General features: G+C 60.3%; 18 protein-coding genes, 1 tRNA gene and 1 pseudogene. 8 read left to right on the top strand and 12 right to left on the bottom strand.

Annotation, left to right across the window (positions count from 1 at the left end; genetic code table 11):
- Nucleotides 1–24: 24 nt before the first annotated feature.
- Nucleotides 25–368 (bottom strand): annotated as a pseudogene (locus AC1DZ8_RS15370) (beta-barrel domain-containing protein); the annotation flags it as partial.
- 248 nt (nucleotides 369–616) lie between these two features.
- On the opposite strand from AC1DZ8_RS15370, the gene AC1DZ8_RS15375 reads away from it, so the two are divergent.
- From AC1DZ8_RS15375 to AC1DZ8_RS15385, 3 genes are read left to right on the top strand one after another with little or no spacing between them, the layout of a single operon-like run.
- On the top strand, nucleotides 617–1,939 hold the full coding sequence (locus tag AC1DZ8_RS15375; protein WP_477304394.1) for a hypothetical protein: 1,323 nt from the start codon (nucleotides 617–619) through the stop codon (nucleotides 1,937–1,939).
- On the top strand, nucleotides 1,939–2,295 hold the full coding sequence (locus tag AC1DZ8_RS15380; RefSeq protein ID WP_477401146.1) for an STAS-like domain-containing protein: 357 nt from the start codon (nucleotides 1,939–1,941) through the stop codon (nucleotides 2,293–2,295). The genes AC1DZ8_RS15375 and AC1DZ8_RS15380 overlap by 1 nt, the downstream gene beginning before the upstream one ends.
- Nucleotides 2,296–2,307: 12 nt before the next feature.
- Nucleotides 2,308–2,781: a hypothetical protein gene (locus AC1DZ8_RS15385; RefSeq protein ID WP_477304390.1), complete on the top strand. Its 474-nt coding sequence runs from the start codon at nucleotides 2,308–2,310 to the stop codon at nucleotides 2,779–2,781.
- A gap of 56 nt (nucleotides 2,782–2,837) precedes the next feature.
- Here AC1DZ8_RS15385 and AC1DZ8_RS15390 read toward each other — a convergent pair whose 3' ends face one another.
- From AC1DZ8_RS15390 to AC1DZ8_RS15420, 7 genes are all read right to left on the bottom strand, one after another.
- Nucleotides 2,838–4,148: an HlyD family type I secretion periplasmic adaptor subunit gene (locus AC1DZ8_RS15390; protein WP_477304388.1), complete on the bottom strand. Its 1,311-nt coding sequence runs from the start codon at nucleotides 4,146–4,148 to the stop codon at nucleotides 2,838–2,840.
- Entirely contained in the window at nucleotides 4,145–5,881 is a 1,737-nt protein-coding gene (locus AC1DZ8_RS15395) for a type I secretion system permease/ATPase (protein WP_477304386.1), read from the bottom strand. Before AC1DZ8_RS15395 ends, AC1DZ8_RS15390 begins: the two co-directional genes overlap by 4 nt.
- 34 nt (nucleotides 5,882–5,915) lie before the next feature.
- A complete protein-coding gene (locus tag AC1DZ8_RS15400; protein ID WP_477304384.1) occupies nucleotides 5,916–6,308 on the bottom strand; it encodes a hypothetical protein in 393 nt (130 codons plus the stop codon).
- An 83-nt stretch (nucleotides 6,309–6,391) separates the two neighbouring features.
- On the bottom strand, nucleotides 6,392–9,736 hold the full coding sequence (locus tag AC1DZ8_RS15405; RefSeq protein ID WP_477304382.1) for a M10 family metallopeptidase C-terminal domain-containing protein: 3,345 nt from the start codon (nucleotides 9,734–9,736) through the stop codon (nucleotides 6,392–6,394).
- 342 nt (nucleotides 9,737–10,078) lie between these two features.
- Nucleotides 10,079–10,582, bottom strand: a complete 504-nt coding sequence (locus AC1DZ8_RS15410) for a hypothetical protein (protein ID WP_477304380.1) — start codon at nucleotides 10,580–10,582, stop codon at nucleotides 10,079–10,081.
- A 283-nt stretch (nucleotides 10,583–10,865) separates the two neighbouring features.
- Nucleotides 10,866–11,162, bottom strand: coding sequence for a hypothetical protein (locus tag AC1DZ8_RS15415; protein WP_477304378.1), 297 nt, complete (start codon nucleotides 11,160–11,162; stop codon nucleotides 10,866–10,868).
- 73 nt (nucleotides 11,163–11,235) lie between these two features.
- Nucleotides 11,236–11,886, bottom strand: a complete 651-nt coding sequence (locus AC1DZ8_RS15420; RefSeq protein WP_477304376.1) for a hypothetical protein — start codon at nucleotides 11,884–11,886, stop codon at nucleotides 11,236–11,238.
- Between the two features lie 192 nt (nucleotides 11,887–12,078).
- On the opposite strand from AC1DZ8_RS15420, the gene AC1DZ8_RS15425 reads away from it, so the two are divergent.
- On the top strand, nucleotides 12,079–13,227 hold the full coding sequence (locus AC1DZ8_RS15425; RefSeq protein WP_477304374.1) for a hypothetical protein: 1,149 nt from the start codon (nucleotides 12,079–12,081) through the stop codon (nucleotides 13,225–13,227).
- 61 nt (nucleotides 13,228–13,288) lie between these two features.
- On the opposite strand, the gene AC1DZ8_RS15430 is transcribed toward AC1DZ8_RS15425, so the two are convergent.
- Entirely contained in the window at nucleotides 13,289–13,819 is a 531-nt protein-coding gene (locus AC1DZ8_RS15430; RefSeq protein ID WP_477304372.1) for a J domain-containing protein, read from the bottom strand.
- Between the two features lie 1,234 nt (nucleotides 13,820–15,053).
- On the opposite strand from AC1DZ8_RS15430, the gene AC1DZ8_RS15435 reads away from it, so the two are divergent.
- On the top strand, nucleotides 15,054–15,203 hold the full coding sequence (locus tag AC1DZ8_RS15435; RefSeq protein WP_477304370.1) for a hypothetical protein: 150 nt from the start codon (nucleotides 15,054–15,056) through the stop codon (nucleotides 15,201–15,203).
- 887 nt (nucleotides 15,204–16,090) lie between these two features.
- Here AC1DZ8_RS15435 and AC1DZ8_RS15440 read toward each other — a convergent pair.
- Complete coding sequence (locus tag AC1DZ8_RS15440; RefSeq protein ID WP_477304368.1) at nucleotides 16,091–17,506, bottom strand: coiled-coil domain-containing protein; 1,416 nt, start codon at nucleotides 17,504–17,506, stop codon at nucleotides 16,091–16,093.
- A gap of 316 nt (nucleotides 17,507–17,822) precedes the next feature.
- On the opposite strand from AC1DZ8_RS15440, the gene AC1DZ8_RS15445 reads away from it, so the two are divergent.
- Nucleotides 17,823–18,044, top strand: a complete 222-nt coding sequence (locus tag AC1DZ8_RS15445) for a hypothetical protein (protein ID WP_477304366.1) — start codon at nucleotides 17,823–17,825, stop codon at nucleotides 18,042–18,044.
- Nucleotides 18,045–18,923: 879 nt separating this feature from the next.
- Here the strand turns inward: AC1DZ8_RS15445 and AC1DZ8_RS15450 are convergent.
- Nucleotides 18,924–18,997: transfer RNA gene (locus AC1DZ8_RS15450), tRNA-Gln, on the bottom strand.
- 134 nt (nucleotides 18,998–19,131) lie between these two features.
- On the bottom strand, nucleotides 19,132–20,064 hold the full coding sequence (locus AC1DZ8_RS15455; protein ID WP_477304364.1) for a lysylphosphatidylglycerol synthase domain-containing protein: 933 nt from the start codon (nucleotides 20,062–20,064) through the stop codon (nucleotides 19,132–19,134).
- A gap of 278 nt (nucleotides 20,065–20,342) precedes the next feature.
- On the opposite strand from AC1DZ8_RS15455, the gene AC1DZ8_RS15460 reads away from it, so the two are divergent.
- Both AC1DZ8_RS15460 and AC1DZ8_RS15465 read left to right on the top strand, forming a co-directional pair.
- Nucleotides 20,343–21,689, top strand: a complete 1,347-nt coding sequence (locus tag AC1DZ8_RS15460; RefSeq protein ID WP_477304363.1) for a Ppx/GppA phosphatase family protein — start codon at nucleotides 20,343–20,345, stop codon at nucleotides 21,687–21,689.
- A 271-nt stretch (nucleotides 21,690–21,960) separates the two neighbouring features.
- Nucleotides 21,961–22,674 carry an RlmE family RNA methyltransferase gene (locus tag AC1DZ8_RS15465; protein WP_477307599.1) on the top strand — a complete coding sequence of 238 codons (714 nt, stop codon included), beginning with the start codon at nucleotides 21,961–21,963 and terminating at the stop codon, nucleotides 22,672–22,674.
- The last annotated feature ends 103 nt before the right edge of the window (nucleotides 22,675–22,777 follow it).

The following is a 22,777-nucleotide window of genomic DNA, read 5'->3' on the forward strand; positions in this document are numbered from 1 at the left end:
TGGCAAAACACGCCGCTTGCGGCTTCACTCTTCCCGGAAAGCCTTCTGGATCTGGTCCGACAGTGGCTTCACCAGATAGGAAAGCATCGTCCGATCGCCCGTCGGGAAGAACACTTCGGCCGGCATGCCCGGCGCCAGCGCCAGCCCGCGCAGCTTGGCCACCTCGGTTTTCGGCAGCGTCACCCGCGCAACATAGAAGGCTGCTCCGGTGCGCTCCTCGGTGGTGAGATCCGCCGAGATCCGTGACAGCGTCCCGGTCAGTTCCGGCGCGGTTTGCCGATTGAAGGCCGACAGACGCAAAATCGCGTTCTGGCCCATCGTCACCTGGTCGATATATCCTGCGGCGCAATATGCGCTTCAACGGTCAGGTGGCTAGCAATCAAGTTGGTACGGGCAACTCGCAAACCCGACTCGGATGTGCTATACTCAATTTGATTTGCTCGACTGGGGCGTTACGCAAGATATTTAAGATGCCTATTGCCTGTTCAGCTTCGATGTGACTTGCAGCAATGCCGGCCGGCATCTTTTTTCTGTGTTTCTTCTTGGGTGTCGGATGAGTGCTCGTAATTCTGTGACTTCGGCAGAGAATCATTGCGAAGAGAGGAAGAGCCGCGCTGTGGCAGGGAATGAACTACTGCACGAGGCGCAATATGCCAGTCGCATGGATGAGGGGATTCTGGTAACGAGTCGCTCCGGATATTTATCCGAGCCTTTGATTCTGCAAAATAAGCGAAGATTGAAAAAGCTCTACACCTCACACCGTAAGTGGCATTTCTTGCGAGCGCGCAACGAGGCGAGGCGGCGTGGGCGAACTTATGTAGCCTCACGCTGGGTGCAAAAATATGGCACCCCGAACATGCGGGCAGTAAGGCGCGTCCAGATATGGGAAGGCGGCGACCCAGAATGGGCTATCTGTCTTCGTGCACCAGTCGCCCCTCCTTCCCCACTATGTCTAGATAAAAACCGAACAGAAAGTGTAGCTTGGTTCGAATCCCTTCGTCGTGCCTTCCAACGCTCGATCAACAAAGGTCAGCCTTTCGTTAAGAGATCAGAGCGACCGGGCGCGCTACCTCAGATCGTCGGGTATTTTGATTTTTCCAAGCTGAAGGAAATATCTACCGCTGCCGCCGTGGTTCTCGCGGCTGAATATGAGCGCGTTGGAAAATTGCTCGGCATAGTGCCGCCAACCGTGGAATTGGACAAATGGCAAGACTCAGTGTTTAATAAGCTATATCAGATTGGGTTTTTTGAAATTGTTGGGTTGTCCGCAAAGCGAGAAAACCCGGTTTCCGAAGAAAAACTCACTCAGACGATGCGAATAGTTAGCTCAAAAAATTCTGATGACTTAGGAACGATAGATCGTTCGTTGCAGCAGCTTGGAAAATTCCTTAGCCCGGATCAAGATATTCCCGAAAGTATAATAATTGAATTTCTAACTGGACTAAGCGAGGCTATTAGTAACGTCACAAATCACGCATATCCTGATGATATCGAATTGGGGTACGACCACATCAATAGCCTGTGGGTGGCCGCTACGGCCGACCGCGCCGCGAACTCGTTAACGGTAGTGGTGTATGATCAAGGCGCGTCGATACCTGCAACTTATCCGCGATTGGATCGTTTGAAGAAGGTGGTTCGCTTCTTGGAGCGTGCGCTTAAGCCCAATAGGCAATTTGAGTATGAGGATGACGGTACCTACATAAGAGCGGCGATGAGGTATGGTGGCTCGCGGACGGACGAAAAACATCGAGGCAAGGGCCTTCCTCAGATGTTTGAAACGCTTCAAAAGATCGGCCCTGGAAGTTTGACCGTCTACAGTCGTGGCGGTTGGTGCCGCCAGACCACGCAAGATAGACGATTGAGGTCCGGTGCTTTACCGTGTTCCATCGGTGGAACCTTGGTGGAGTGGTCCGTCGAACTGTCTGGTTTGAGAACATGATGCAAAAGACGATTGACGTTGCGACGCAGTTTAGCCCTTACCCATCTGGGAGGGTGCCGACTGATGGCACCTACAACGGTGAGCGTTTTCGCAAAGAGGTATTGGTGCCGGCCCTTAGGGCCGCCATTGAAATTGGCTCGTCGCAAAAGTTAATCATCGACATCGATGGTGTTAGATCGTTCGGGTCCTCTTTTTTGGAAGAAGCTTTCGGTGGTCTAGTGCGAACCGGTGCGTTTACTCAGCAAGAGTTACTTAGGCATCTCGAAATCCGGTGCAGCAAGCCACATCTGAGATTTTTCAAAGAGATGATAGAATCCTATATTAAAGAGGCTAGGGTAGTTAGCAACACTCACTAGCGGGGCCTGTTAGTGCTCGAGAAGCTCGCGTTCGCATTTATTGGCGCGATGATTGGCTGGTTTTTGCAGCAATATCGTCTGATGCGATCAGAAGAGGTCGCTCTCATTAACGAGCACATCAAAGATATCGAAAAACTGGCAGACTCTTCACAGGCCTATTGGCTCAAACAGCCGAAGGACCCAGAAGAGGAAGTACTGGTCGCCGGGAGGGTGAAAGCCCATCACGCCGCCACAACCCTACTTTATCCAACGATCGTCGAAATCTGCGGGCGGCGGGCACAAGAATACAAGCGCCTGAGTCAGGCTGTCTATGAAACAGCAACCGGAGGCAATTTCGAGAGCCCAGACCGACGGGCTGATCCTGCACGCGCAATGGAGTCTTTCGATTTGGCGGTACAGACCGTCCACTTACTGCGCCTCACAAGAACCGACATCCTGTCCTTGAAGCGCTTCGCTTGGTGGCTTTGGACGACTTTTATGAAGTGACGCAGGCGGAAAACCGCTACGCGCTTTTCCTAGAATTGCTTCTCAAAGGTTCGACTTCATTCTTCCCGGAAAGCCTTCTGGATCTGATCCGACAGTGGCTTCACCAGATAGGAAAGCATCGTCCGATCGCCCGTCGGGAAGAACACCTCGGCCGGCATGCCCGGCGCCAGCGCCAGCCCGCGCAGCTTGGCGACCTCGGTTTTCGGCAGCGTCACCCGCGCAACATAGAAGGCTGCTCCGGTGCGCTCTTCGGTGGTGAGATCCGCCGAGATACGCGACAGCGTCCCGGTCAGTTCCGGCGTGGTTTGCCGATTGAAGGCCGACAGACGCAAAATCGCGTTCTGGCCCATCGTCACCTGGTCGATATCCTGCGGCGCAATATGCGCTTCAACGGTCAGATCGTCCGTTACCGGTACGATCTGCATCACTTGTTCGCCGGGCGTGATGACCCCGCCGATCGTGTGCACGGCCAATTGCAGCACCACGCCATCCTGCGGACTGCGCAGATCGATGCGCTTCAACTGATCCTCGGCCGCCACCTTGCGTTCGACGAACTCGGAGATCTTCCCTTGCGCTTCGCGTAAATCGGTTGCGACTTCGCTGCGAAGATCCTGGTCGATCTGGATGATCTGCAGTTCGATCTCGGACGCCTTGCCTTTCACCTGGGCAATTCCCGCGGTCAACTGCCCATGCTCGCCTTCGAGCCGCACCGCGTCCCGTTCCAGCGCCGTCATGCGCTCGATTCCTATCAGCTTGCGATGCCACAGCGACCGCACGCCTTCCAGCTCGATCTGGATCAGCTCGATCTCGTGGCGTTTGGCCTGCAGCTGCTCGGTCAGGCCGGCAGTCTCCTGCGTCAACTGGGCGATCCGTTCGCGCAATTGCGATCGCTGGCCGGATCGCGCCTGGCGCCGGAAATCGAACAGCGATTGTTCTCCGGCCATCGATGCGGCGACACCCGCTTCGTCGCGCCGCGATGTCAGAACCTCCGGGAAGCTGATCGTGTCCTTGCCGTCACGTTCCGCCTCCAGGCGCGCCAACCGCGCATAGAACTCATCCAGACCTTTTGAGACGATCGCCAGGTTGGCGCGCGTTGTCGTCTCATCCAGGCGCACCAGAATATCGCCCGCTTTGACCCGGTCGCCTTCACGCACCCGGATCTCGCCGACCACGCCGCCAGTCGGATGCTGAACCTTCTTTACGTTGGAATCGACCACCAGCCGGCCAGCCGCGATCACTGCACCCGACATTTTGGTCACTGCCGCTAGGCCGCCGACACCGCCGACAAGCAGCAGACAGGTAGCAACCCCAGCCACGAGATAGCGGCGGACCTGCTTGTGATGCAAAGCGCTCCTGCCCTCGTTCATGCCGGAACGCCTCTCTCCGTGGCGGCAACGACCTTGAGCGGTGCTGCCGTTCGGAAAACCTTGTTCAGCACCTCATCCTTGGGACCGAAGGCCTGCACATGCCCATTGGCCATCACCAGCACGGTATCGACATTGGCGAGCACAGTGGATCGGTGTGCGACGACGATAACGATGCCGCCGCGGTCCCGGATGCCCTGGATGGCGGCGGACAAGGCCACTTCACCCTCCGCATCGAGATTGGAATTCGGCTCGTCCAGGATGACCATGAACGGATCGCCATAGAGAGAGCGCGCAAGGGCAATGCGCTGCCGTTGTCCCGCCGACAGCGACGCGCCGGCTTCGCCAACCCTGGTGTCGTAACCGTCGGCCAGATGCACGACGAGATCATGCACGCCGGCGGCCTTGGCTGCCGCGAGCACCATGTCGGATGGCGCATCCGGGTCGAAGCGGGCGATGTTCTGCGCAATCGTTCCGTCGAACAACTGCACATCCTGCGGCAGATAGCCGATATGCTTGCCCAGCTCGTCGGTCGGCCATTGGTCAAGCGTCGCGCCGTCCAGCCGCACGGCGCCCCGCGCCGGCAGCCAGACACCCGCAAGCGTACGCACCAGCGACGACTTACCGGAAGCGCTCGGGCCGATGACCCCCAGGCCCGATCCCTTGGCCAGTGAAAAAGTTGCATCCCATACCACGGGCGTGCGCTCGCCCGGCGGCGCGACGCTGACATTCTCAACCGCCAACCCGCTGACAGGCGCAGGCAGGGTTACGCCGGTTGCGCCTTCCGGCAGATCGGACAACAGCTGCTTCAGGCGCGCCCAGCTCTGCCGCGCCGCAATGAAACCCTTCCAATGCGCAATCGCCAGTTCGATCGGAGCCAGCGCCCTGCCCATCATGATCGAGCTTGCGATCATGATGCCGCCTGTCGCCTCTTGCTGGATGACCAGATAAGCGCCGATCGCCAGCATGGCCGATTGCAGCATCAACCGCAGGATCTTGGAAATCGTGCCAAGCGTTCCCGCAACATCGCTGGCTGCCGCATGGGCGTTCAGGTACTCGGCATTGACGGCATGCCATCGCTCGGCGATACGGCCGCCAAAACCCATGGCCTGCATGGCTTCGGCATTGCGCCTGGTCGCCTCGGCCAAGGTGCTGCGGACGGCTGCGTGCTGTCCGGCGGTCCTTGTCGGGCCGCGGGTCCGGAATTCGGCCAGAAGCGTCAGCGCAAACAGCACGGCGGCGCCGGCAAGCGCGGTAACGCCGATCCAGAAATGAAAGATGAAACAGATGCCGATATAGAGCGGCATCCATGGCAGGTCGAACAGCGCGGTCGGTCCGGCACTGCCGATAAAGGCGCGAACCTGATCCAGGTCCCGCAACGGCTGCAGTCCGTCACCCGAAGCCTTGGCGCGCAGCGGCAGGCGCATCAGCGCCGAATAGACCGACGGGCTCAGCTTCGCGTCCAACCCCTGTCCCAGACGCACCATGAGGCGGGAGCGGATCAGCTCCAGCACCCCCTGGAACACGAACAGCGTTGCCGCCAGCACCGCCAGGCCGACCAGCGTCGGCACGCTGCGACCCGGAACGACCCGGTCATAGACTTGCAACATGAAGAATGAGCCGGTCAGGGTCAGCACGTTGACGACCCCGCTCATCAGGACAATGCCCGAGAAAGCCCGTCGAAAGGACGACAGAATTCCGACCAGCGTAAGCGGCGGCGACCGAGTCAGCTGCATGCAGGCTCGCAATCAGGATGTGGCATCTCGCCCCTCAATATGTAACGGCCTTGAGTGTGATATGGACGGGCAAGCCCGCCTCGAACTGGGCGCTGCCCCGCGCCACCAGCCAGCCGTCCGCACGCTCCAGGCGTGCAACGACCTGCAGCGTCGGTGAAGCGGTTGAACTTGCGGGCAGGGGCAAGGAAAATTCTATCGTCTTTGCGCCGCCCTCGATTTTGAGGCTGGTTTTCGCGGCGCGACGGCGCGCACTGTCCTGAATGGCGGGGTCCTCGAGATAGATCTTGAGCTGACCTTCCGGGATAGCCTTGCCGCCGACGAAGGTGACTGCGCCGTGAATATCAGTCGATTGCGCAGTGGCTGCCCCGGTGGCGGCGGCGACAGCCGCAACTCCGGCGGCCATCAACACTGTACGGCGGTCGGTCATCGCCTGCTCTCCCTTTTTCGCTGCGGCACCCTGCCGGATCTGAGGCAGGAGGGGAGCCTGAAAGCCCCCCTCCCGGTAGCGCGTTAGATGACAATGAAGTCTGCAGCCGAAAGATCCAGATTTGTGTTCAGGTGCGCAAATTGAATGGCTGCGCCCTGTCCGGAACCATCGGCGTCGTAAGACAATATTCCATTGTCGGTATCGTATATGATGCGGTCGTCGGCATCATGAGCAGCACCGGCTGCGCTCTTGTAGAATGAGCCCAGGGCGAGGGCGCCGTCGCCGCCAACGCTGGCAAAGATCAGGTTGTCCAGCAGGATCGTATCGTCGGCGACCTTGAAGTCCTTGATCCAGTCGATATTGCCGTTCCCGAGTTCTGTCGAGAAGCGGAAATAGTCCTGGCCGGCGCCGCCGGTCAGCGTGTCGGCAGCGAGCCCGCCATCCAGCAGATCGTTGCCGCCGCCGCCGTTGAGCGTATCGGCGCCCGCGACGCCGGGCTGCGCGGGTGCTGGCGGGAATTCGACCGATACGTTCAGCTTGTATGTCGAGCCCGCCGGCACGGATTCCACCCAGCCATCGCCGGGAGCCGAGGCCGACCATTCGCCTTCCAGAATATAGTAGGTTCCGGTTTCCTGAACGATGAAGCTCGTGCTCGAATCCCGACCGTTTGTGGAGCCGGGGTCGTCGCCGCCATCGTCGTTCTGGGCGACGACATTGCCATCGCTGTCCAGCAGCCTGACGATGCTGTCATGGACATTGGGGTCGGCAATGCCATCGATGTCGATGGTGATGATCGTGCCGGCAGCCAGGTCGACGCTGTAATATCCGCCGAGGCCGTTTCCGGTAGCATTGACGGTGGTGTGAAGGGTGGTCGTCGAATCGAAGATGTCGGGGTCGGCCGTCAGCGAGAAGTTGTTCGATATGTCGAAGGCGGTTGCGACCGAATTGTTCGTCGCATCGGGTCCGAGCGTGGCGTAGCCGGTGCCCATGCCCGGGCGTGGCGGAGCATCGCCCTGATAGGCGAAATCGCCGAGCAAGGTGTCATCGCCGCCGCCGCCGTCGATCTTGTCGGCGCCGCCCTGGCCGGTCAGCACGTTGGCCGAGCCGTCGCCCGTCAGGTGATCGTTGAAGCCCGAACCGGCCAGATTTTCGATCGAGATATAGGTGTCGCCGCCGGATTTGCCGCCACCCAGTTTGAGGCTGAGCCCGCTGGTCGCGTCGGCATAGTCGGCGGTATCGCTGCCGGCACCGCCATTCAATATGTCGGCGCCGCCGCCGCCGGTCAGCGTGTCGTTACCGGCGCCGCCGGAAAGTTTGTTGGCCTGGGCATTGCCGATGAGATGGTCATCAAAGAAGGAGCCGACGGCGTTTTCGAAACCGACGAGGATGTCGTGCCGGATAACGGTGCCGCGCCCGACGATCTGCACCGGGCCATCGCCGTCGCCGCCATTGGCCGTGCCATTGGCGAGGTCGATCGTTACACCGGCGGAGCTGCCGTCGTAGACGACCGTATCGATACCGGCGCCGCCATCCAGATAGTCCTGGCCGGCGCCGCCGATGATGGTGTCGTTGCCGGCTTCACCGTAAAGGATGTCGCCGTCATTGCCGCCATCCAGTATGTCGTTGCCGCCGCCGCCGTTGAAATAGTCGCCGCCGCCGCGGCCCCAGAAATGATTGGCCGCCGACGTGCCGATGAAACGGTCGATACGGTCATCGGACCCGATCAGGTTCTCGATGCTGTAGAAGGTATCGCCCGTGGCGGTGCCGCCATTGGCAACGTTCGTCTCCAGGTTGACGAGCAGCTGGAAGGGGCTCTCCTTGCTGAAGTCGACCGTGTCGACGCCCGCGCCGCCCCTGAATATATCGACGCCATCCTGGCCGCTCAGCGTATCGTCGCCGGCACCGCCGTCGAGAATATCGTTGCCCTGACCGCCGAGGATCGTATCGTTGCCGCCGCCGCCATAGAGCGTGTCATTGCCGTCGTCGCTCTCGGTCTGGTCTGGAAGATCGGCGACATCGATGGTGTTGTTGATGTCGCGGCTGGCGAGCGAGTCGCGGCCGCCGATGATGAGGTCATCGCCGCCCTGACCGAAGATCGTGTCGTTGCCGGCGCCGCCGTCGAGCGTATTGTTCCCATTGTCGCCGAAGATGATGCTGGTCATCGTGTTGTCGCCGATGATCGGTGGTGGGGTTTCGGTACCACCGCCTCCAGGCTGGAGTGTCGATTCGTCGGCATAGATGATGTGTTCGACGTTGGCGATATTCCGGATATGCAGGTTCCGGTTCAGCAGAACGACCGTGTCATTGCCGCCATTGGCTTCTTCGCGCACGATGTCGTCGAGGGAGTCGACGAAATAGATGTCGTCGCCGCCATTGCCGGCCATGCGGTCGCCGCCGCCGCGGCCATCCAGCACGTTGTTTCCGTCATTGCCGATCAGGATGTCATTATAGCGGCTGCCGATGCCGTTCTCGATGTAATAGTCGGTGCCATCGGCGTTGTGCCCGGCGAAGATCGACACATTGTTGCTATGGCCGTTGACGCTGGAGAATTGTCCGGCGCGCAGGTCGAGGATAGTGCCCGCTGTCGAGCCGGAGAAGTCGATCGTGTCGGTTCCGCCGGTGTCATGGATCACAAAACCGATGTCGTGCTGCATGCCCGAGGCGCTGAGCCGGTAGCCATCCACAGTACTGCCGAAGCCGTAGACATTGTCGCCCGTGTTGAGGTCGATATGCTGATAGGTGCGATCACCATTCGCGTCGACGGTCGAGAAAAAGCGGCGGATGACAGCCTCAATGTCGGCCATCATCGGCGTTGATGCCGACCAGCGGGTGGGTTCACCGACATCGATCCCGTCGAAATAGGACATGACGCTGTATTGCTGACGGTCGTACGTCCAGGTCGCGTTGTTCAGATAGTTGATCTGGACGCCGCCGGGACCGCTGTAATTGTACAGGCCAGGATGGTTCAGGCCGAACTCGTGGCCGAATTCATGGATGAAGGAATCGAAGACATAACCGCCGATGGCCGTCTTGTTGTGCTCGGTGTCGTGGAAGCGCTGACCTATGCTGACATAGCGGTCGTTGGAGTAGGCGCTGCCGTCGTCCTGCTCGCCCAGTTCTGGGCTGACAACCTGCATCCAGTCCGTTGCGCTGTTGTAGGGTGCATTGTCGACGATTTCGAACTTCAAAGGCGTGACAAGAGCCCACATCTGCAAGGCGCCGATCGCGGCGGCCTTGTACTCGGGATGGCCGTTGAGTTCGGAGACATTAATCCTTAGCGTTCCCGCCGCGATCGCCGGCGTCAGCGAGCGGTCCAGCGCTCCAAGGTAGTCGAGGTAGGACTCGTAATCTTCGCTTTTGCCGTAAGGGTTATCGGGCGTCTGGTCGTTGACCCACCATTGATCGCTGGTCTGGCTCGGGTTCGGCATCCTTGGGACTCCTTGTCTCGCAACCGTGGCAATTACGGCTGTACGGTTTAGCTGTTGCCAACCACCGACAAGCATCGTTTGCGCTTGCCGGTCGAGCCCCGTCCCAGTGCCAACAATGCTATTGGAATCTTCGCTTGTCTAGCCTCTGTTCGTGCTTAGTACATATGAGATTATTTGGTGCGCTTGTTTCGGCGATTTCTGAGATACTGGCTTGGTGTTGATTAAGCTCACGCTAATCTATGGTCGTACCTCTCCGACCTCAGCCGGCTTGCAAGGCCAAGGTGCTGGGACACTAGATGCCCGGCTGATACCGGAGGCTGGAATCAAATGCGCAGGCGTGCTTCAGGAACTCGTCCGGCGCGCGAAATGTTCATAGGTCACCCGCCAGGGGCCGCTTGCGGCCGCTCTCTCCTCGCCGATCCAGTGAAAGCTGTCGGCGGTGATCTCGGTGAACCGCCACCGGGCCTGCAGGCCGCGCGAGTCGGCGCCGATCTGGACAATGTCCTGGCCCTCGGCCCGCCCGATCTGGCGCGAATAGTCCTGGTTGAGCGGATCGCTCCAGATGATGTGCCAGCCACCGATCCCGGGATCGAAGACGCGCAAGGTCGTGCCATACATGGTGGACGGGGCAGGGCGCCTGGGCCTGATCCAGATGTCCTGAATGGCGCGGCCTTCGAGCACCCAGCCGAAATGGCATTCGCCATCCCATTTCTGAATTGTGCCGCCGTCGCGGTGGTGGACCGTCTCCATGTCCCAACTGCCAATCAACCATCTATAGAGGTCCACGTCTTTCGCCCGGTCGGCCGGGGGACCTTCAGATGCGAGAGCGGTGAGAAAAGTCGTCATCATGGTCTCCAGGGCAAGCCGCGCCAAACGCTCGAACATTGGCCCACAACCATCGCAGCGTTGCGGATCCCTGGTCTTGGGAAAAATTGCTGTAATGCCGCGGCCGCCAGCCTTCCGCGTTCGCGCCATTTCAGATCCATGCGCCAGTGCTAATGTAGCGACGGCGGGTACCCCAATGCCCGCCTGGCCGGCGCCTACTCGGGCAATCTCTTGATGAGCGGCGCCGGCCGCCCGAGTTGGGCCGGTGACCAAATTCCTGCGGCAGGGAAATCAGGCTAGGCGGTTATTGCTGGGCGGTTTTGACAGGCATGCCGATGTCGGTCTGTATCCCCAGAACATCCGCTGCCCAATCACGCAGTTCCGGTGAAGCATCGCCCGATTTCATGATCGACACAGCCAAAGCGGCCATGTCCGCGGGCGGTTTTTTGCTGGCGGTCGCAAAGGCGAAATAGCCGGCCACGATGGCGCATCCCACCGAAATGACCGGCGGGACGATATGCAGTGTCGTCATAGCTATTGCGCGCCAGCGGCCTGATCGGCTGGGTGCCGGAAGCTCATCCTCATCCACAACGTCAGTCATTCCACTCTGCCCATCAGTCGGGAGAACACCGCCTGTGAGCATCGCCTACATTAGTTAAAATGCGGATAAATCTTTATTGACTGTCATCGCTTTGGTCTGTCCGTCGGGAGGGCGCTTCATCTTGCCACCCGGCCAGCTCCGGCAGGTCGTCAAGCCAGCTCTTCTCTGTCAACGTGGCTTCGCCGGCCACAGGAGCTGCCTCGGTGGCGTTTTGAATGAGCCAGTCCATCCACTTGCGGTAGGCAGCCGGGGCCAACTTGGGCGGCAGCACCTTGGCCTTGGCCAGCATGCGTTTGCGGAAACTGAGCTGCCGGCGCAGTTTGGTCGTTGTGAACTTGATGGCCTTGCCCTGGTATTCAACCGTCCAGCGCCCATCGCCGTGGCTGGTGAGCCTGTCGATGGAAAAACCGGCATCGACCGGCCTGTCGCGCCAGGGAAGCTCGATTGCGTTCCTCCGGAGATCAAGCGCCCATCGCCTGTAGTCCGCCCCGGCACGCTGCGGCGGCAGCACACCGGCCTGTTCGAGAATTTTGCTGCGGAAGGTCGGCTGCTTCTTGATCTGGCCGGTCGTCAGCTCGATGCGATGTCCACGCAATTCGACATGCCACCGTATCCTGCCATTGCCGACATACTTCACCAGCCGGTCGATAACGAACTCGTCCTCGGAAAGCGCCACGCAGCCTTGGCGGATGCGTTCGAGAATGAACTGGCTATCGGTAGGCATGACGCGGCCTTGTTCAGGAACCTTTGACGAAGCTTAGCCAGTAGCACAAACCAGCCGTCATCAATCTTTTTCGCTCCGGGAATCTCGCCCCGAGCGGCCGGTTTGCGGCTGCTCGTTCTGTGACACACCTCATTGACGCAGCATTTCGCCCGGTGCTGTAGTATCGGGCAGGAACAGCCTTGATGGCGACCCATGAACGACGCCAGCGCGAACAGCAAAGAGGTCGACGCCACCGCAACGCGGGTCTTCGGCATCGAAAAATATCTGTTCAAGAAGATCCCCTGGGCGCTGGGGTTCATGGCTCTTGCCATCCTGGTCCTGTTTCTTGCGCGCGGCGGCGACAGCAGCGACGACAACCAGGCGAGGGTGATCGCCTTGTTCGTGATGTTTGCCAGCCTCGTCTACATCGGTTTTGCCTTTCATCGTCGCAACAGCCCGCGAAAGCCTATGCTCGAGCTGTCTCCCGCCGGTATCCTCTTGCGTATCGCGAAGAACAAGGAACTCCGCATCCCCTGGAGCGAAATCCATGGTCTGGAGCTGATCGACATCAGGGGGGCGAAGGGTCATGTCTTCCGTGACGTGACGGCCGCGCTTGTGTCGCGGGAATTTTTCGACGCCAGCAATCCAGTCAAATCGTGGTGGGGGCGGGGTCCCGGATGGGACGTCCATTTCGTTCCCAGGGGCGAGATGGTGCAAGTCGCCTTCCACCACGACCTGCTGACCGTAACCGCCGACGAGTTGTGGCGGGAAATAGAGACGCGCTGGCGCGTATTCAGCCACAACCCGTCCGCGTCACTGCTGGCGACGCCGCGTGTGATCAGGGAGCGCGGCTGGATTTTCGGCTGGAAGCCGACACGGTCGCAGCAGCGCGCCGGTGCCGCCGCGCTGACGATCGCAGCCGTGACCATGGTCTATTTCTGGCAATATCTGCACGCCTGGATCACCTTTCCCGATTTCAAAGGCGATAGCGGCTCTTATTATCTGGGCCAGGCATTCGACCAGACAGGCGTTTATGCACGCCTCCCCGGCAAGGGCGTGGTTATCCTGCGCCGCAGCGATTTTGCCGGGATCGGCGTGACGCGCTGCCGCAGCGATGTCGAGCGCGATGCGGCCCGCAGCGGGTTGACGCCGGCCTACACCGCGTTCGCCATCTGCTCTGCGGACATGCCGCACGTGTCGGGCATAGCGGTTCGAGCCATCTTCAAGCTCGCCGGCCGGACGTTCACGTCGAAGGACTGGCAGGACAAGCCGGTCGAATACAGGGCGATCTGGCCGGTGGAAATGAGCGTCGAGGAGGCCGACGCCAGGCTTTGCGAACTCGGCGCCTGCGCAGACGCTTGAGCGCCGCAAAACGCGCTGGCGTCAGGGTTTTGAGCGTCGGAGCTGCAAATAGCCCAGGGGCTCAGTGTTCCAGGAGCCGAATGCTGGTATCGCGACGCAGTTCGGAATCGGCGCGGTCGACGCCTTCAACCGTGATCGCGATTGTTCCGTTCTCAATTCTTGCGATCCAACCCTTCGCCTTCATGTACCAGAGATGGAATTCGAGATGCTCTCGCGGACAGCCTAACAAGCGTTCGATTTCGACGTCGCCAATGCCGGGGTTGCTGACATCCTGGCGTCGCTTCACATAGAGCAGAGCGAGCAGTTTGGCCTGGACCACAGCGTCCTTCTGAACGCCTTTGGCGTCGCTTGCTTCCTCGACCAATTGAAGGCGCAGACCGGCATGCTCTCGATAGGAGATGTCGTATTGGGCGCGCTTGACCGGATCTTTCAGGACGTTGTGTGCTTCGACGACTTCACTGAAGCGGGCTTCATTTCCGGTTTGCTGATTGTCGGGATGATAGCGCATCGCAAAATAGCGAAATATTCGCTCCAGCGTCTCCGAGTTGGCGTTTGGGCTGATCTCCAAGAGTTCGTAGTAATCGACGAACAATGCGCTGCTCCCTCAAACATCGCCCCCGAAAAACCAAGAGCCTGGGCCGCCCTTATCTGTTGCGATCCAGGCCCTCAACCATCGGATTTCCAGCAATGTTGCCAATGTTGCGCTTGCTTGAGCCCAGTCACAAGCCGGACTTTGGTCCGCCCATGCCGGATACCGGAAAGCAACAAACGCTGCGGGCATCCGATGTGCTGCAAGTCGACAAAGCTCGATACTCACGCGCTGATCGACCGGCTCGGGCTTAACCACGGTTCGATGCATCAGGATCGGGTCGGGCTGTTCGGCTGCTCGGATTGCAAGACTAAGGGCAGGGATCGCCGGCGGTGTTTTTCACGGTGGTTCCTGATTACGGGCATCGAGGCCAAGAGCAATCGCGAGTGGAAGCCGACCTTCGAGAGAGGGTTTAGGGGACTTCAGTCTTAGTTGAGCTATCGCTAATGCGCCTGTAGCTTGGGCGTTGCGGGAAACCCGAATACCAAATGTCCACGGTAGCATCGGGGCTGTTCGCCGCATTGTTGGAAGGCTGTCCTAAGTGCTCTCAGCTGTATTGCGGGAAAAGCTGGTTTGCGAATGCGGTCGCACCGGATATCTGAAACTACGAGAAGACAATCAGCCCCTCAGCGGCACCTGGGAATCCTACAGCTTGGAGGGTTTCGAGGGCGTCAGCCTGACGATCACCAGTTCGGGAAATATTCCGGGCGACAAGTTGGCCTATCTCCATCCTTTGTGTCCTCAATGCAGTCAGTGGGGCAAGGTGAAATATGCCAGCCGAGCCTGAGCCGGCGCGAACCACCTACATGGTCAGCGTCTTCGACAATCCGCGTTGGCGCACGATCCTGACGACCAAACGCTGCTCCCGCTCGTCGTCGCCTTCCTCTATCCACTCGCTATCTCGATGCCCGGTGGCATTGCCAATCATGTGGCACCCGCTTGCCAGGATGCCGCAACCACGGAACCATCGCCACCGATGGGGGTTCATCTTCTGAAGGGACCTCACCTCGGGAGGTAACGGGAAGATGGTCGAAATCTATGGCGAAGGCCCGGCTGCGCGTGAAGCGTGCCGAACGTTCTCTCGACCGCCCCAACGAATTGCTGCATCGCCATCGTCACGTCATCGTCCAGAACTGATTTCCGTCCACTGCAGGCCCAGCTCCGAGAACGAGCCGCGTCGGCTGGGCATAGGAGTCTAGTACATGACACGACTTTTCCGCTCACCCTGAAATCGCCAGTGGTGGGCCAATATATCGCCAAGCTCGACTCGCATTGCTCCAGCATGAACTCGTGGAGCTTTGACGACACCGATGCGGCGGCCCAGCAGGTCGAGAAAGATCTGGCGAAGCTGGCTGAAGCCAATGCCGCTTCGACAGCGCGACATTAACCGCGAAGCGGCGCAGCGGGCGGAACCACCGAGTGCAAGATGCGTTGTCCTTCGATGGTCGATTACCTCAAATCGGTACTCAGGAAGCTTCTGCCCGCTTGGCTCGTGAGAAAGTCGGTCGAGGTGGAAGAGCGCCCAGTTGAGCAGCCGCCGCACACTCGCGACCTCTTAGGCGCTGCGCCACCTCGGCGGTATCGCGGTCCCGTTAGGTCGGAATCCAACGACAACAGGGCATGCAGGTCGCTGCTGTAGCGGTCAGGCACGGCAATGTTCGACAGCGAAATGACTGAACGCCCAGGCAAAGGCTGGACACCTTGGGCGAAGGCTGGACACCTTGGGCGAAGGGTCCAGGCGATCACGACATCGAAAGGGTGTGATGGCCGGCGCGCGTGCTCGACCTGGTTCGACGGCAGCGAGATCGTCGGCATCTCTCATTGGGGGATATGGCCACGAGAAAATGGTGCATGAGCTCAAGCCGGCCGACTTGCAGCCGTTGCCGGACGTGTGCAGGCTGGCCTGTGGAGCAGAGAAACAGCGCGAGTTCGACCTGTTTGGGGAGAGGGTGCAGAAAACGCTGCCTGCAGGCCACAGCGATGCACTAGGAGACGCACACGGTGCTGAGCGCTGGTGGCGGCCCTGGCGGAGACGTCAGTTTCTGTCACGGACGCCGATAAGCCGTAAGGACTAGTTGTCCCAAATGTAAGCTTCGGCTAAATTATCTTGCGACGAGAGGATTCAAACCCTTACCCTCGTCAATCTCTGGCGCCCGCTGGCCCCCTGGCGGGCTTTTTCTTGTGAGGAACCTATACCGATTCGTGGTAGAGTGCTCCGATCGCGTTACCACTGATCGCTTATGCCCGCCAACATCAGTAACGCCGTCGCCACGTCTATGACACTGCACGCAGGCTGGTGCGCGAACGTCGCCTGGTCCTGGGTCGGGCCGGTTCCGCTGTCACGCTGCCGACACTAATGGCGCCCTCACGTTCCCTTGCACTCGCTACTTTGTGCAAGCGCTCATATGGCAACAACCCTTTGACGCGTGCACTGAGCGCAGCGATTTCTCCTCGCATGTCCTCGCATTCCTGCCTCTGGACATCGGACTGCATCTGTTCGGAGGCGTATTGAACAGAGAGCTGCGAGAGGTCCGCAGTCAACCTCGAAAGGCTCATCTTATCAGCTTCGCTCTCTTTCATGAGATCAGAATACCTTTCATCTGCAACCTGCTTTTCGGCCATGGTATCGCTCCATTGAGCCGTCAGCCTGGCGATCTCACCGGATGCTTCGCTTGCCTTGCTCAGCGCCACATCCAGTCGCGATTGAAGGCTTTGAATTTCAGAACGCAAGCCGCGCGTCTCCGCAAGGCTGCGCGCAAGTTCGGCCTCCCTGTCATCGTCCGCGATGCGTGTGGCTTCCGTCATTTCCGACAGTTTCGCCTGCGCGATCTCAAGAGACTTCTGCAGCCGCGTTTCCTCTTTCTCGCTCTTGCCAAGCGCTGCCAGCAGTTCCGAATGCCGTGCCGCATCGTTGGCATGGATGGTCGATAGCTCATCGAGCCTGCGCCGGGTCTCAGCTTCACGCTTTTGTGCCTTGTCTAGGTCGATCGAAAGCCTGACATGCTTTTCTCGCAAGGCGTCATTTTCTCGCGAGCGCCTGTCGGCCTCGGCCGTTCTGGCCGAAAGAGCTTCGGCAACCTCACTGAACTCCGCTTCTCGCTTGGCGCTGGCATTGGCTGCCTCTACCAGTTCCAGCCTTACCGCAGCCAGCGCACTGCGAAGAGCGTCCCTATCCTGAATCAGCCCTGCCTCGTGCTGCTGCATGGCACCGAACGCGCTGTCGTGCTCGCGCTGCTTCCTCATCGCATCGTGCAGTTGTTCAGACAGGACCTTCAGTTCCGTCGTCAGGTTGGCATTTGCCATTTCCAGTTCGTTGGCGCGAAAGAAGTCTGCTTGAAGGATGTGGAAGAATTCGCGTGTGTAGTGGTGTGAGGTTGCAACCTCCAGAAGCTTCGCTTTGACTTCCTCCAAATGCTCTTCCGCATCGTGGAACAGCCTCTCAAAAGAGCCCAAAGCATCGAGCCGGCTCTGCGTATGCGAAGTCAGCTGTCGCGGACCTTCAATGGAAACGCCCTCAAGTGGAGCGTCGGCCTCCATCGCGAGGTCGTCTTTCGGGACACTATCGTCCTGCGACGAGGCCATATCGTCGAGGCTCAGGGAGTTGTTCAAAGCCTCGGCTAGCTCTGTCTGGAGTTCCTCGGCAGCCTTTTCCACTTTGTCATAACGTTTGATAAAGTTCGGGAAATTCATATCAAGCACTCCCTACGCACGTAACCTTTTCCGATGCCACTTTAAGCCACATTTAAGGCGAGAGGTTCATGCATTTGAAGGTCAAGATGTTAGAGGGATTACAACGCTGTCCGTCGATATCTACGAGCTTCGGATGTATCCGTTACCTGACCGAAAGACACGCTGACCGAAACACGCACCGGCGGGCCTGCTGCGGTCAGGACAGACCGCGAGACGTCGGGCCAAGCCGCAGCGCGTGCTTGTGTATCCAAACTTGGAAACGCAACCGCAGGTTTCGCGCATTCCATCTGATACGTGCGTTAAGCACTATTCGTTCATGAGCGATCGCGGCATTCTCTTCCTGGACGAATGGATGGCAGAACACCTTCTGCACGCCACCAACGATGATCCAGCCACGGCCGTCGACCTGGCTGATCAGGTTATTGAAGCGGCGAAAGAGCAGGGTATAAGCGCCGACGAGATCAGCGAGGAAGTTGGCAGCGTATTCGAAGTCATTCTCGATATGATGCAGCGTCGCGGAAGCGATTGGGCTGAGTAGAACCTTCCTGTAGCGAGAGAGCGATTGTGCCCTACACCGCTCCTCCTTCGTGACAATATCGTCCCCCGCGGATCGGCAGGCTCGGCGCCGGAGACGGGCGGGCCGAGGTCAGAGAGCTTGGTCATTTTCGGGATGGGTCGCCGACCAGCGGCGTTTTCCGCGTCGGTAGCACGTAGCTCTCCACCAGGCGGACATGCTCGGCGTCGACCGTCACAATTCTATCGCTGACAAAGCCAAGGATTTGGCGGGGCCACGACCGCCCGATTGCGGATGGCTGTAAGGCCAGAACAAGTCGTGACCGGTGCAGGCGTTCAACCCAACCCCACTGCACCGGCCAAGCGAGCCAAGAAAACCCGGCTCTGAACGCATCCTATTGAATATTAGCAATCTCGCAAGGGCGACTGAGTGCCAAAGGTCGGTGGGCACAAAGGTGCAAGCCATAGCGCCCTGCCACAGATGAGTGGCCGGCAGGGTTGGGTTGCCTTGTGGGGCTGATGTCATGCCGGCCACTGCGGGTGAGTTTGGTCCCCGCGCGGATTACCCTATGAGTATATTAGCAATCGCGCAATTAAGCCGTATGGACTAGCCCGCCACGCCATCGCCCCACCGTTGTCGCTCGGAGCGCCGACAATCGCAGGAAAGGATTGGCGCCGCAATTGGCGGCCGTGAAGGGCGGCTTCCGTTGCGGTCGACGGTCGGACATCGAGAGAACAAACCGCCCTTTCTAGTGTTGCAGTCATGTTGCGATGATAGCAAGGGGATGCGGCGGGACGTGCCCGGATTGCAAGGGTTTGCGTGCCACAGGGCCGGAAAAACGGCTGCAACACGCATAGGCTGCCCAATCTATGGCTAACCGACTGTTTTTACTTTAGAAAATGTTGGCTGGGGAACCTGGATTCGAACCAGGACTAACGGAGTCAGAGTCCGTGGGTCTACCGTTAACCTATTCCCCAGCAGGCGCTGTCGCGCTGGTGGGCCGCCGAAGCAGCCGCGCGTGCCTTGTAGCCGCCGCCGGAAAATAGTCAAGCCTGCGTTGCGTTTCAATCGTGGCCTTTGTTTTGTTGCGTCGATGCGCACGGGCAGGGCGCTATGTCTCGCCGCGGCTGTATTGCGAATGCTCGAAAAACAGCACCACGCCCAGCGCGATCAGCAGCGGGATGATCAGGTAGAACAGGCGAAACACCAGAAGTGCCGCCAGCACGCCGACCGGGTCCATCTGCGACAGGCCGGCGAGGAACACCACCTCGAACACGCCGAGCCCGCCCGGCGCATGCGAAATCTGCGCCACCGAGAACGACACCAGGAACACGCCCAGGATGACGAAATAGCCGGGATTGCCGGCCACGGGCAGGGCAAAGAAGATGATCGCCGCCGCCGCCAGAAGTTCGATCGGGCCGATCAGCAATTGCCGCGCCACGATCGGCAGCGCCGGATAGTGCAGCTGAAAGCCGGCGATTTTCAGCGGTTTCAGATGCAGCCAGCTGCCGAAGATGTAGGCGCCGACCAGAATGAGCAAAGCGAGGCCGGCGGCGATCGCCAGACCGTGGTGGGGTGCGCCGGAGAAGCGGTCGATGATTTCTGGTTCGAACACCAGCACCAGGCCGCCGACCAGAATGCTGGAGAGCACGAAGGTGATCCAGCAGATCGCCACCAGGATGCCGACATCCTGTCCGGTGAGCCCCCTGGTGCCGTAGGCGCGGTAGCGGATGACGGCGCCCGAAAACACCGAGCCGCCGATGTTGTGCGACAGCGCATAGGTGGTGAAGGAGCAGAAGGTGACGAACAGCCACGACACTTTTTTGCCGATATGCAGCAGCGCAATGTGGTCGTAGCCGGCGAGCGAGGCGTAGGCGACGACCGAACTCAGCGCCGCCAGCACCCAGCCGCGCGTCGGGATGGCGACGATGCCGTCCCAGACATCGTCGAGCGAGATGCCGCGCAGCTCATGCCACAGCAGCAGCAGCGAAACGATGACCGCCGCAATGCCGATGACCGGCCACAGATAGCGCCTCCAGTTCATGGAGTTCTCGTCATGCGTTGCTGCCCATCGCCCAGGCCGGCGCGAAAAAATCCGCGATTCACCAACATTATTTCAGGAATGCCTCATTGAAGCCGGCTATTCAACCGGACATACCCCGCTATTCCAACCGACAAGCATTGCCGCTGCATGATGGCGGCAAAATTTGCCGCTCTGCTCTTGGTGATCCGGTCCCGCACTGCTACTCTGGTGGCAACTTAAAACATTTAGGTGCCTGCTGCGTCCGGTTTCCGGTTCGCGCGGCGCCGGAAGGACCCGAAGTGGAAGACCACGACACCGGCGCAGGCGCGCCGGAAGTGGGCGTGTCCAGGGCTTCGCCGCCATCAGGCGGGCCAAGCCCATCCGCCGGGCGGCCCCGCCAGGCGGGGCCTCAGTCCGGTGACGGACAGGCCGGCGACGCCCAGCATCAGCGCGGCAAAGCGAGAAAGCGGCGCAAGCGCCGACGCGGACGCAAGGTTTTTGCACGCGATGAGCTGGCGGTATCAGCCCATCTCGTTGCAGCCGGCCCGCCGCCCATCAACACCGCTGCCCCGAGCCCCGTAGTCGCCCCTCCGGTTCCGCAGCCAAGGCTGGAACAGCCAATGCATCGGCCGCCGCCGATGCAGGAACTGCCGGTGTTTGCCGCGCTCGATCTCGGCACCAACAACTGCCGTCTCCTGGTCGCGGTGCCGCAGCGCCATGGCCAGTTCCGCGTCATCGACGCCTTCTCGCGCATCGTCAGGCTGGGCGAGGGGCTGACCGCCAATGGCCGCCTGAGCCAGGCGGCGATGGACCGCGCCGTCGAGGCGCTGAAAATCTGTGGCGACAAATTGCGCAACCGCAAGATCAGGAAGGCCCGACTGATCGCCACAGAGGCCTGCCGCACCGCCGACAATGGCGTCGAATTCCTTGAGCGTGTCGAGCGCGAGGCGGGACTGAAACTCGAGATCATCGACCGCCAGACCGAGGCCCGCCTTGCGGTGTCGGGCTGCGGCTCGCTGGTCGAGCGCGACACCCAAGGCGTGGTGCTGTTCGACATTGGCGGCGGCTCGTCCGAAATCGCGCTGATCGACCTCACCGGCCAGCGCTCGCCGCGGCTGGCCAACCACATCGTGTCGTGGACCTCGCTGCCGGTTGGCGTCGTCTCGCTCGCCGAGCGTTTTGGCGGCCGCACGGTGACGCGCGAAATCTTTGCCGCCATGGTCGAGGACGTCGCGGTGCGGCTGAGGGCCTTCGACGGCCGCGACCGGCTGAGCCATGTGCTCGCCAGCCCGAAATTCCATCTGCTCGGAACCTCTGGAACGGTGACGACGCTGGCCGGCGTCCATCTCGACCTCGAGCGCTACGACCGCCGCCGTGTCGACGGTTTGTGGATGGACCGCGACAGCGTCGACCGCATGGTCGAAAGGCTGGTCGGCTGGGATTTCCAGCAGCGCTGCGCCAACCCGTGCATCGGTGCGGACCGCGCCGACCTGGTGCTGGCCGGCTGTGCTATCCTCGAAGCCATCCGCGCGGTATGGCCGTCAGAGCGGCTGCGCGTCGCCGACCGCGGCCTGCGCGAAGGTATTTTGAGCGAGCTGATGGCCGATGACGGCGTCTGGCGCAACAGCGGGCGAGGCCGGGCATGAAAGCTAGCTCCGCCATGTTGGTGAACAGTCGACCCCCGCTCCGTCGAGCTTCGCTCGACACCTCTCCCCCGATCGACGGGGGAGAGGAAGGGCGCGAGCATATGCGGACTGGCTCCTTTCCTCTCCCTCCGGAGGGGGGAGAGGTGGCGCCGCGAAGCGGCGACGGAGTGGGGGGCGGCGCTTGTGAGATCCGCAGTCGCCGAAGACCAGCCACAGCGAATAGCGGCTATCAGTATCCGCAAAAGACCATTCTCGGGCAAGAAATCAGGCCATGACCAAGAAGCCAGAAAAGCCGGGCTCCGCTAGCATTCGTGTCCTCAAAACGCGGATCAAGAAAAAGAGCGGCCTGAAGGAATCGTCGCGCCGCTGGCTGCAGCGCCACATCAACGACCCGTATGTCCAGCGCTCCAGGGCCGACGGCTACCGCTCGCGCGCTGCCTACAAGCTGATCGAGATCGACGACAAGCATCATCTTTTGAAGCCCGGCATGAAGGTCATCGACCTCGGCGCTGCCCCCGGCGGCTGGTGCCAGGTGGCAGCAGCGAGGACGAAGTCGACGGCCGAAAACCCGCATGTCGTCGGCATCGACTATCTCGAAATGGATGCGGTGCCCGGCGCGCCGGTGCTGCTGATGGATTTCCTCGACCTTGATGCGCCGCAAAAGCTCGCCGAGGCGCTCGGCGGCGACCCCGATGTCGTACTGTCGGACATGGCAGCACCCACCACCGGCCACAAGCGAACCGACCACATCCGCACCATGCATCTGTGCGAAGTCGCCGCCGATTTTGCGCTATCGGTGCTGAAGCCGGGCGGACACTTTTTGGCCAAAACCTTCCAGGGCGGCGCTGAGAACGAGCTGCTGTCGATGCTGAAGAAGAATTTCCGCTCCGTGCATCACGTCAAGCCGCCGGCCTCGCGGGACGAGTCGGTGGAGCTGTATTTGCTGGCGAAGGATTTTAAAGGCAGAGAGACGGGCGGCGAGTAGCGCCTTTCCTTCTCCCCTTGTGGGAGAAGGTGGCCTCGCGAAGCGAGGTCGGATGAGGGGTGTTCCAGCTTGGCGATACGTTTGAAATCGCCACCGCCTCATT

The sequence above is a fragment of the Mesorhizobium sp. P2_F7 genome (genome assembly GCF_056403695.1).

What these genes read in the sequence shown, in the direction of transcription:
- AC1DZ8_RS15380 (WP_477401146.1), top strand. Translation starts at nt 1,939, where the DNA reads ATGCAAAAGACGATTGACGTTGCGACGCAGTTTAGCCCTTACCCATCT.
- AC1DZ8_RS15390 (WP_477304388.1), bottom strand. Translation starts at nt 4,148, where the DNA reads ATGAACGAGGGCAGGAGCGCTTTGCATCACAAGCAGGTCCGCCGCTAT.
- AC1DZ8_RS15395 (WP_477304386.1), bottom strand. Translation starts at nt 5,881, where the DNA reads ATGCAGCTGACTCGGTCGCCGCCGCTTACGCTGGTCGGAATTCTGTCG.
- AC1DZ8_RS15400 (WP_477304384.1), bottom strand. Translation starts at nt 6,308, where the DNA reads ATGACCGACCGCCGTACAGTGTTGATGGCCGCCGGAGTTGCGGCTGTC.
- AC1DZ8_RS15405 (WP_477304382.1), bottom strand. Translation starts at nt 9,736, where the DNA reads ATGCCGAACCCGAGCCAGACCAGCGATCAATGGTGGGTCAACGACCAG.
- AC1DZ8_RS15410 (WP_477304380.1), bottom strand. Translation starts at nt 10,582, where the DNA reads ATGACGACTTTTCTCACCGCTCTCGCATCTGAAGGTCCCCCGGCCGAC.
- AC1DZ8_RS15415 (WP_477304378.1), bottom strand. Translation starts at nt 11,162, where the DNA reads ATGACTGACGTTGTGGATGAGGATGAGCTTCCGGCACCCAGCCGATCA.
- AC1DZ8_RS15420 (WP_477304376.1), bottom strand. Translation starts at nt 11,886, where the DNA reads ATGCCTACCGATAGCCAGTTCATTCTCGAACGCATCCGCCAAGGCTGC.
- AC1DZ8_RS15425 (WP_477304374.1), top strand. Translation starts at nt 12,079, where the DNA reads ATGAACGACGCCAGCGCGAACAGCAAAGAGGTCGACGCCACCGCAACG.
- AC1DZ8_RS15440 (WP_477304368.1), bottom strand. Translation starts at nt 17,506, where the DNA reads ATGAATTTCCCGAACTTTATCAAACGTTATGACAAAGTGGAAAAGGCT.
- AC1DZ8_RS15445 (WP_477304366.1), top strand. Translation starts at nt 17,823, where the DNA reads ATGAGCGATCGCGGCATTCTCTTCCTGGACGAATGGATGGCAGAACAC.
- AC1DZ8_RS15455 (WP_477304364.1), bottom strand. Translation starts at nt 20,064, where the DNA reads ATGAACTGGAGGCGCTATCTGTGGCCGGTCATCGGCATTGCGGCGGTC.
- AC1DZ8_RS15465 (WP_477307599.1), top strand. Translation starts at nt 21,961, where the DNA reads ATGACCAAGAAGCCAGAAAAGCCGGGCTCCGCTAGCATTCGTGTCCTC.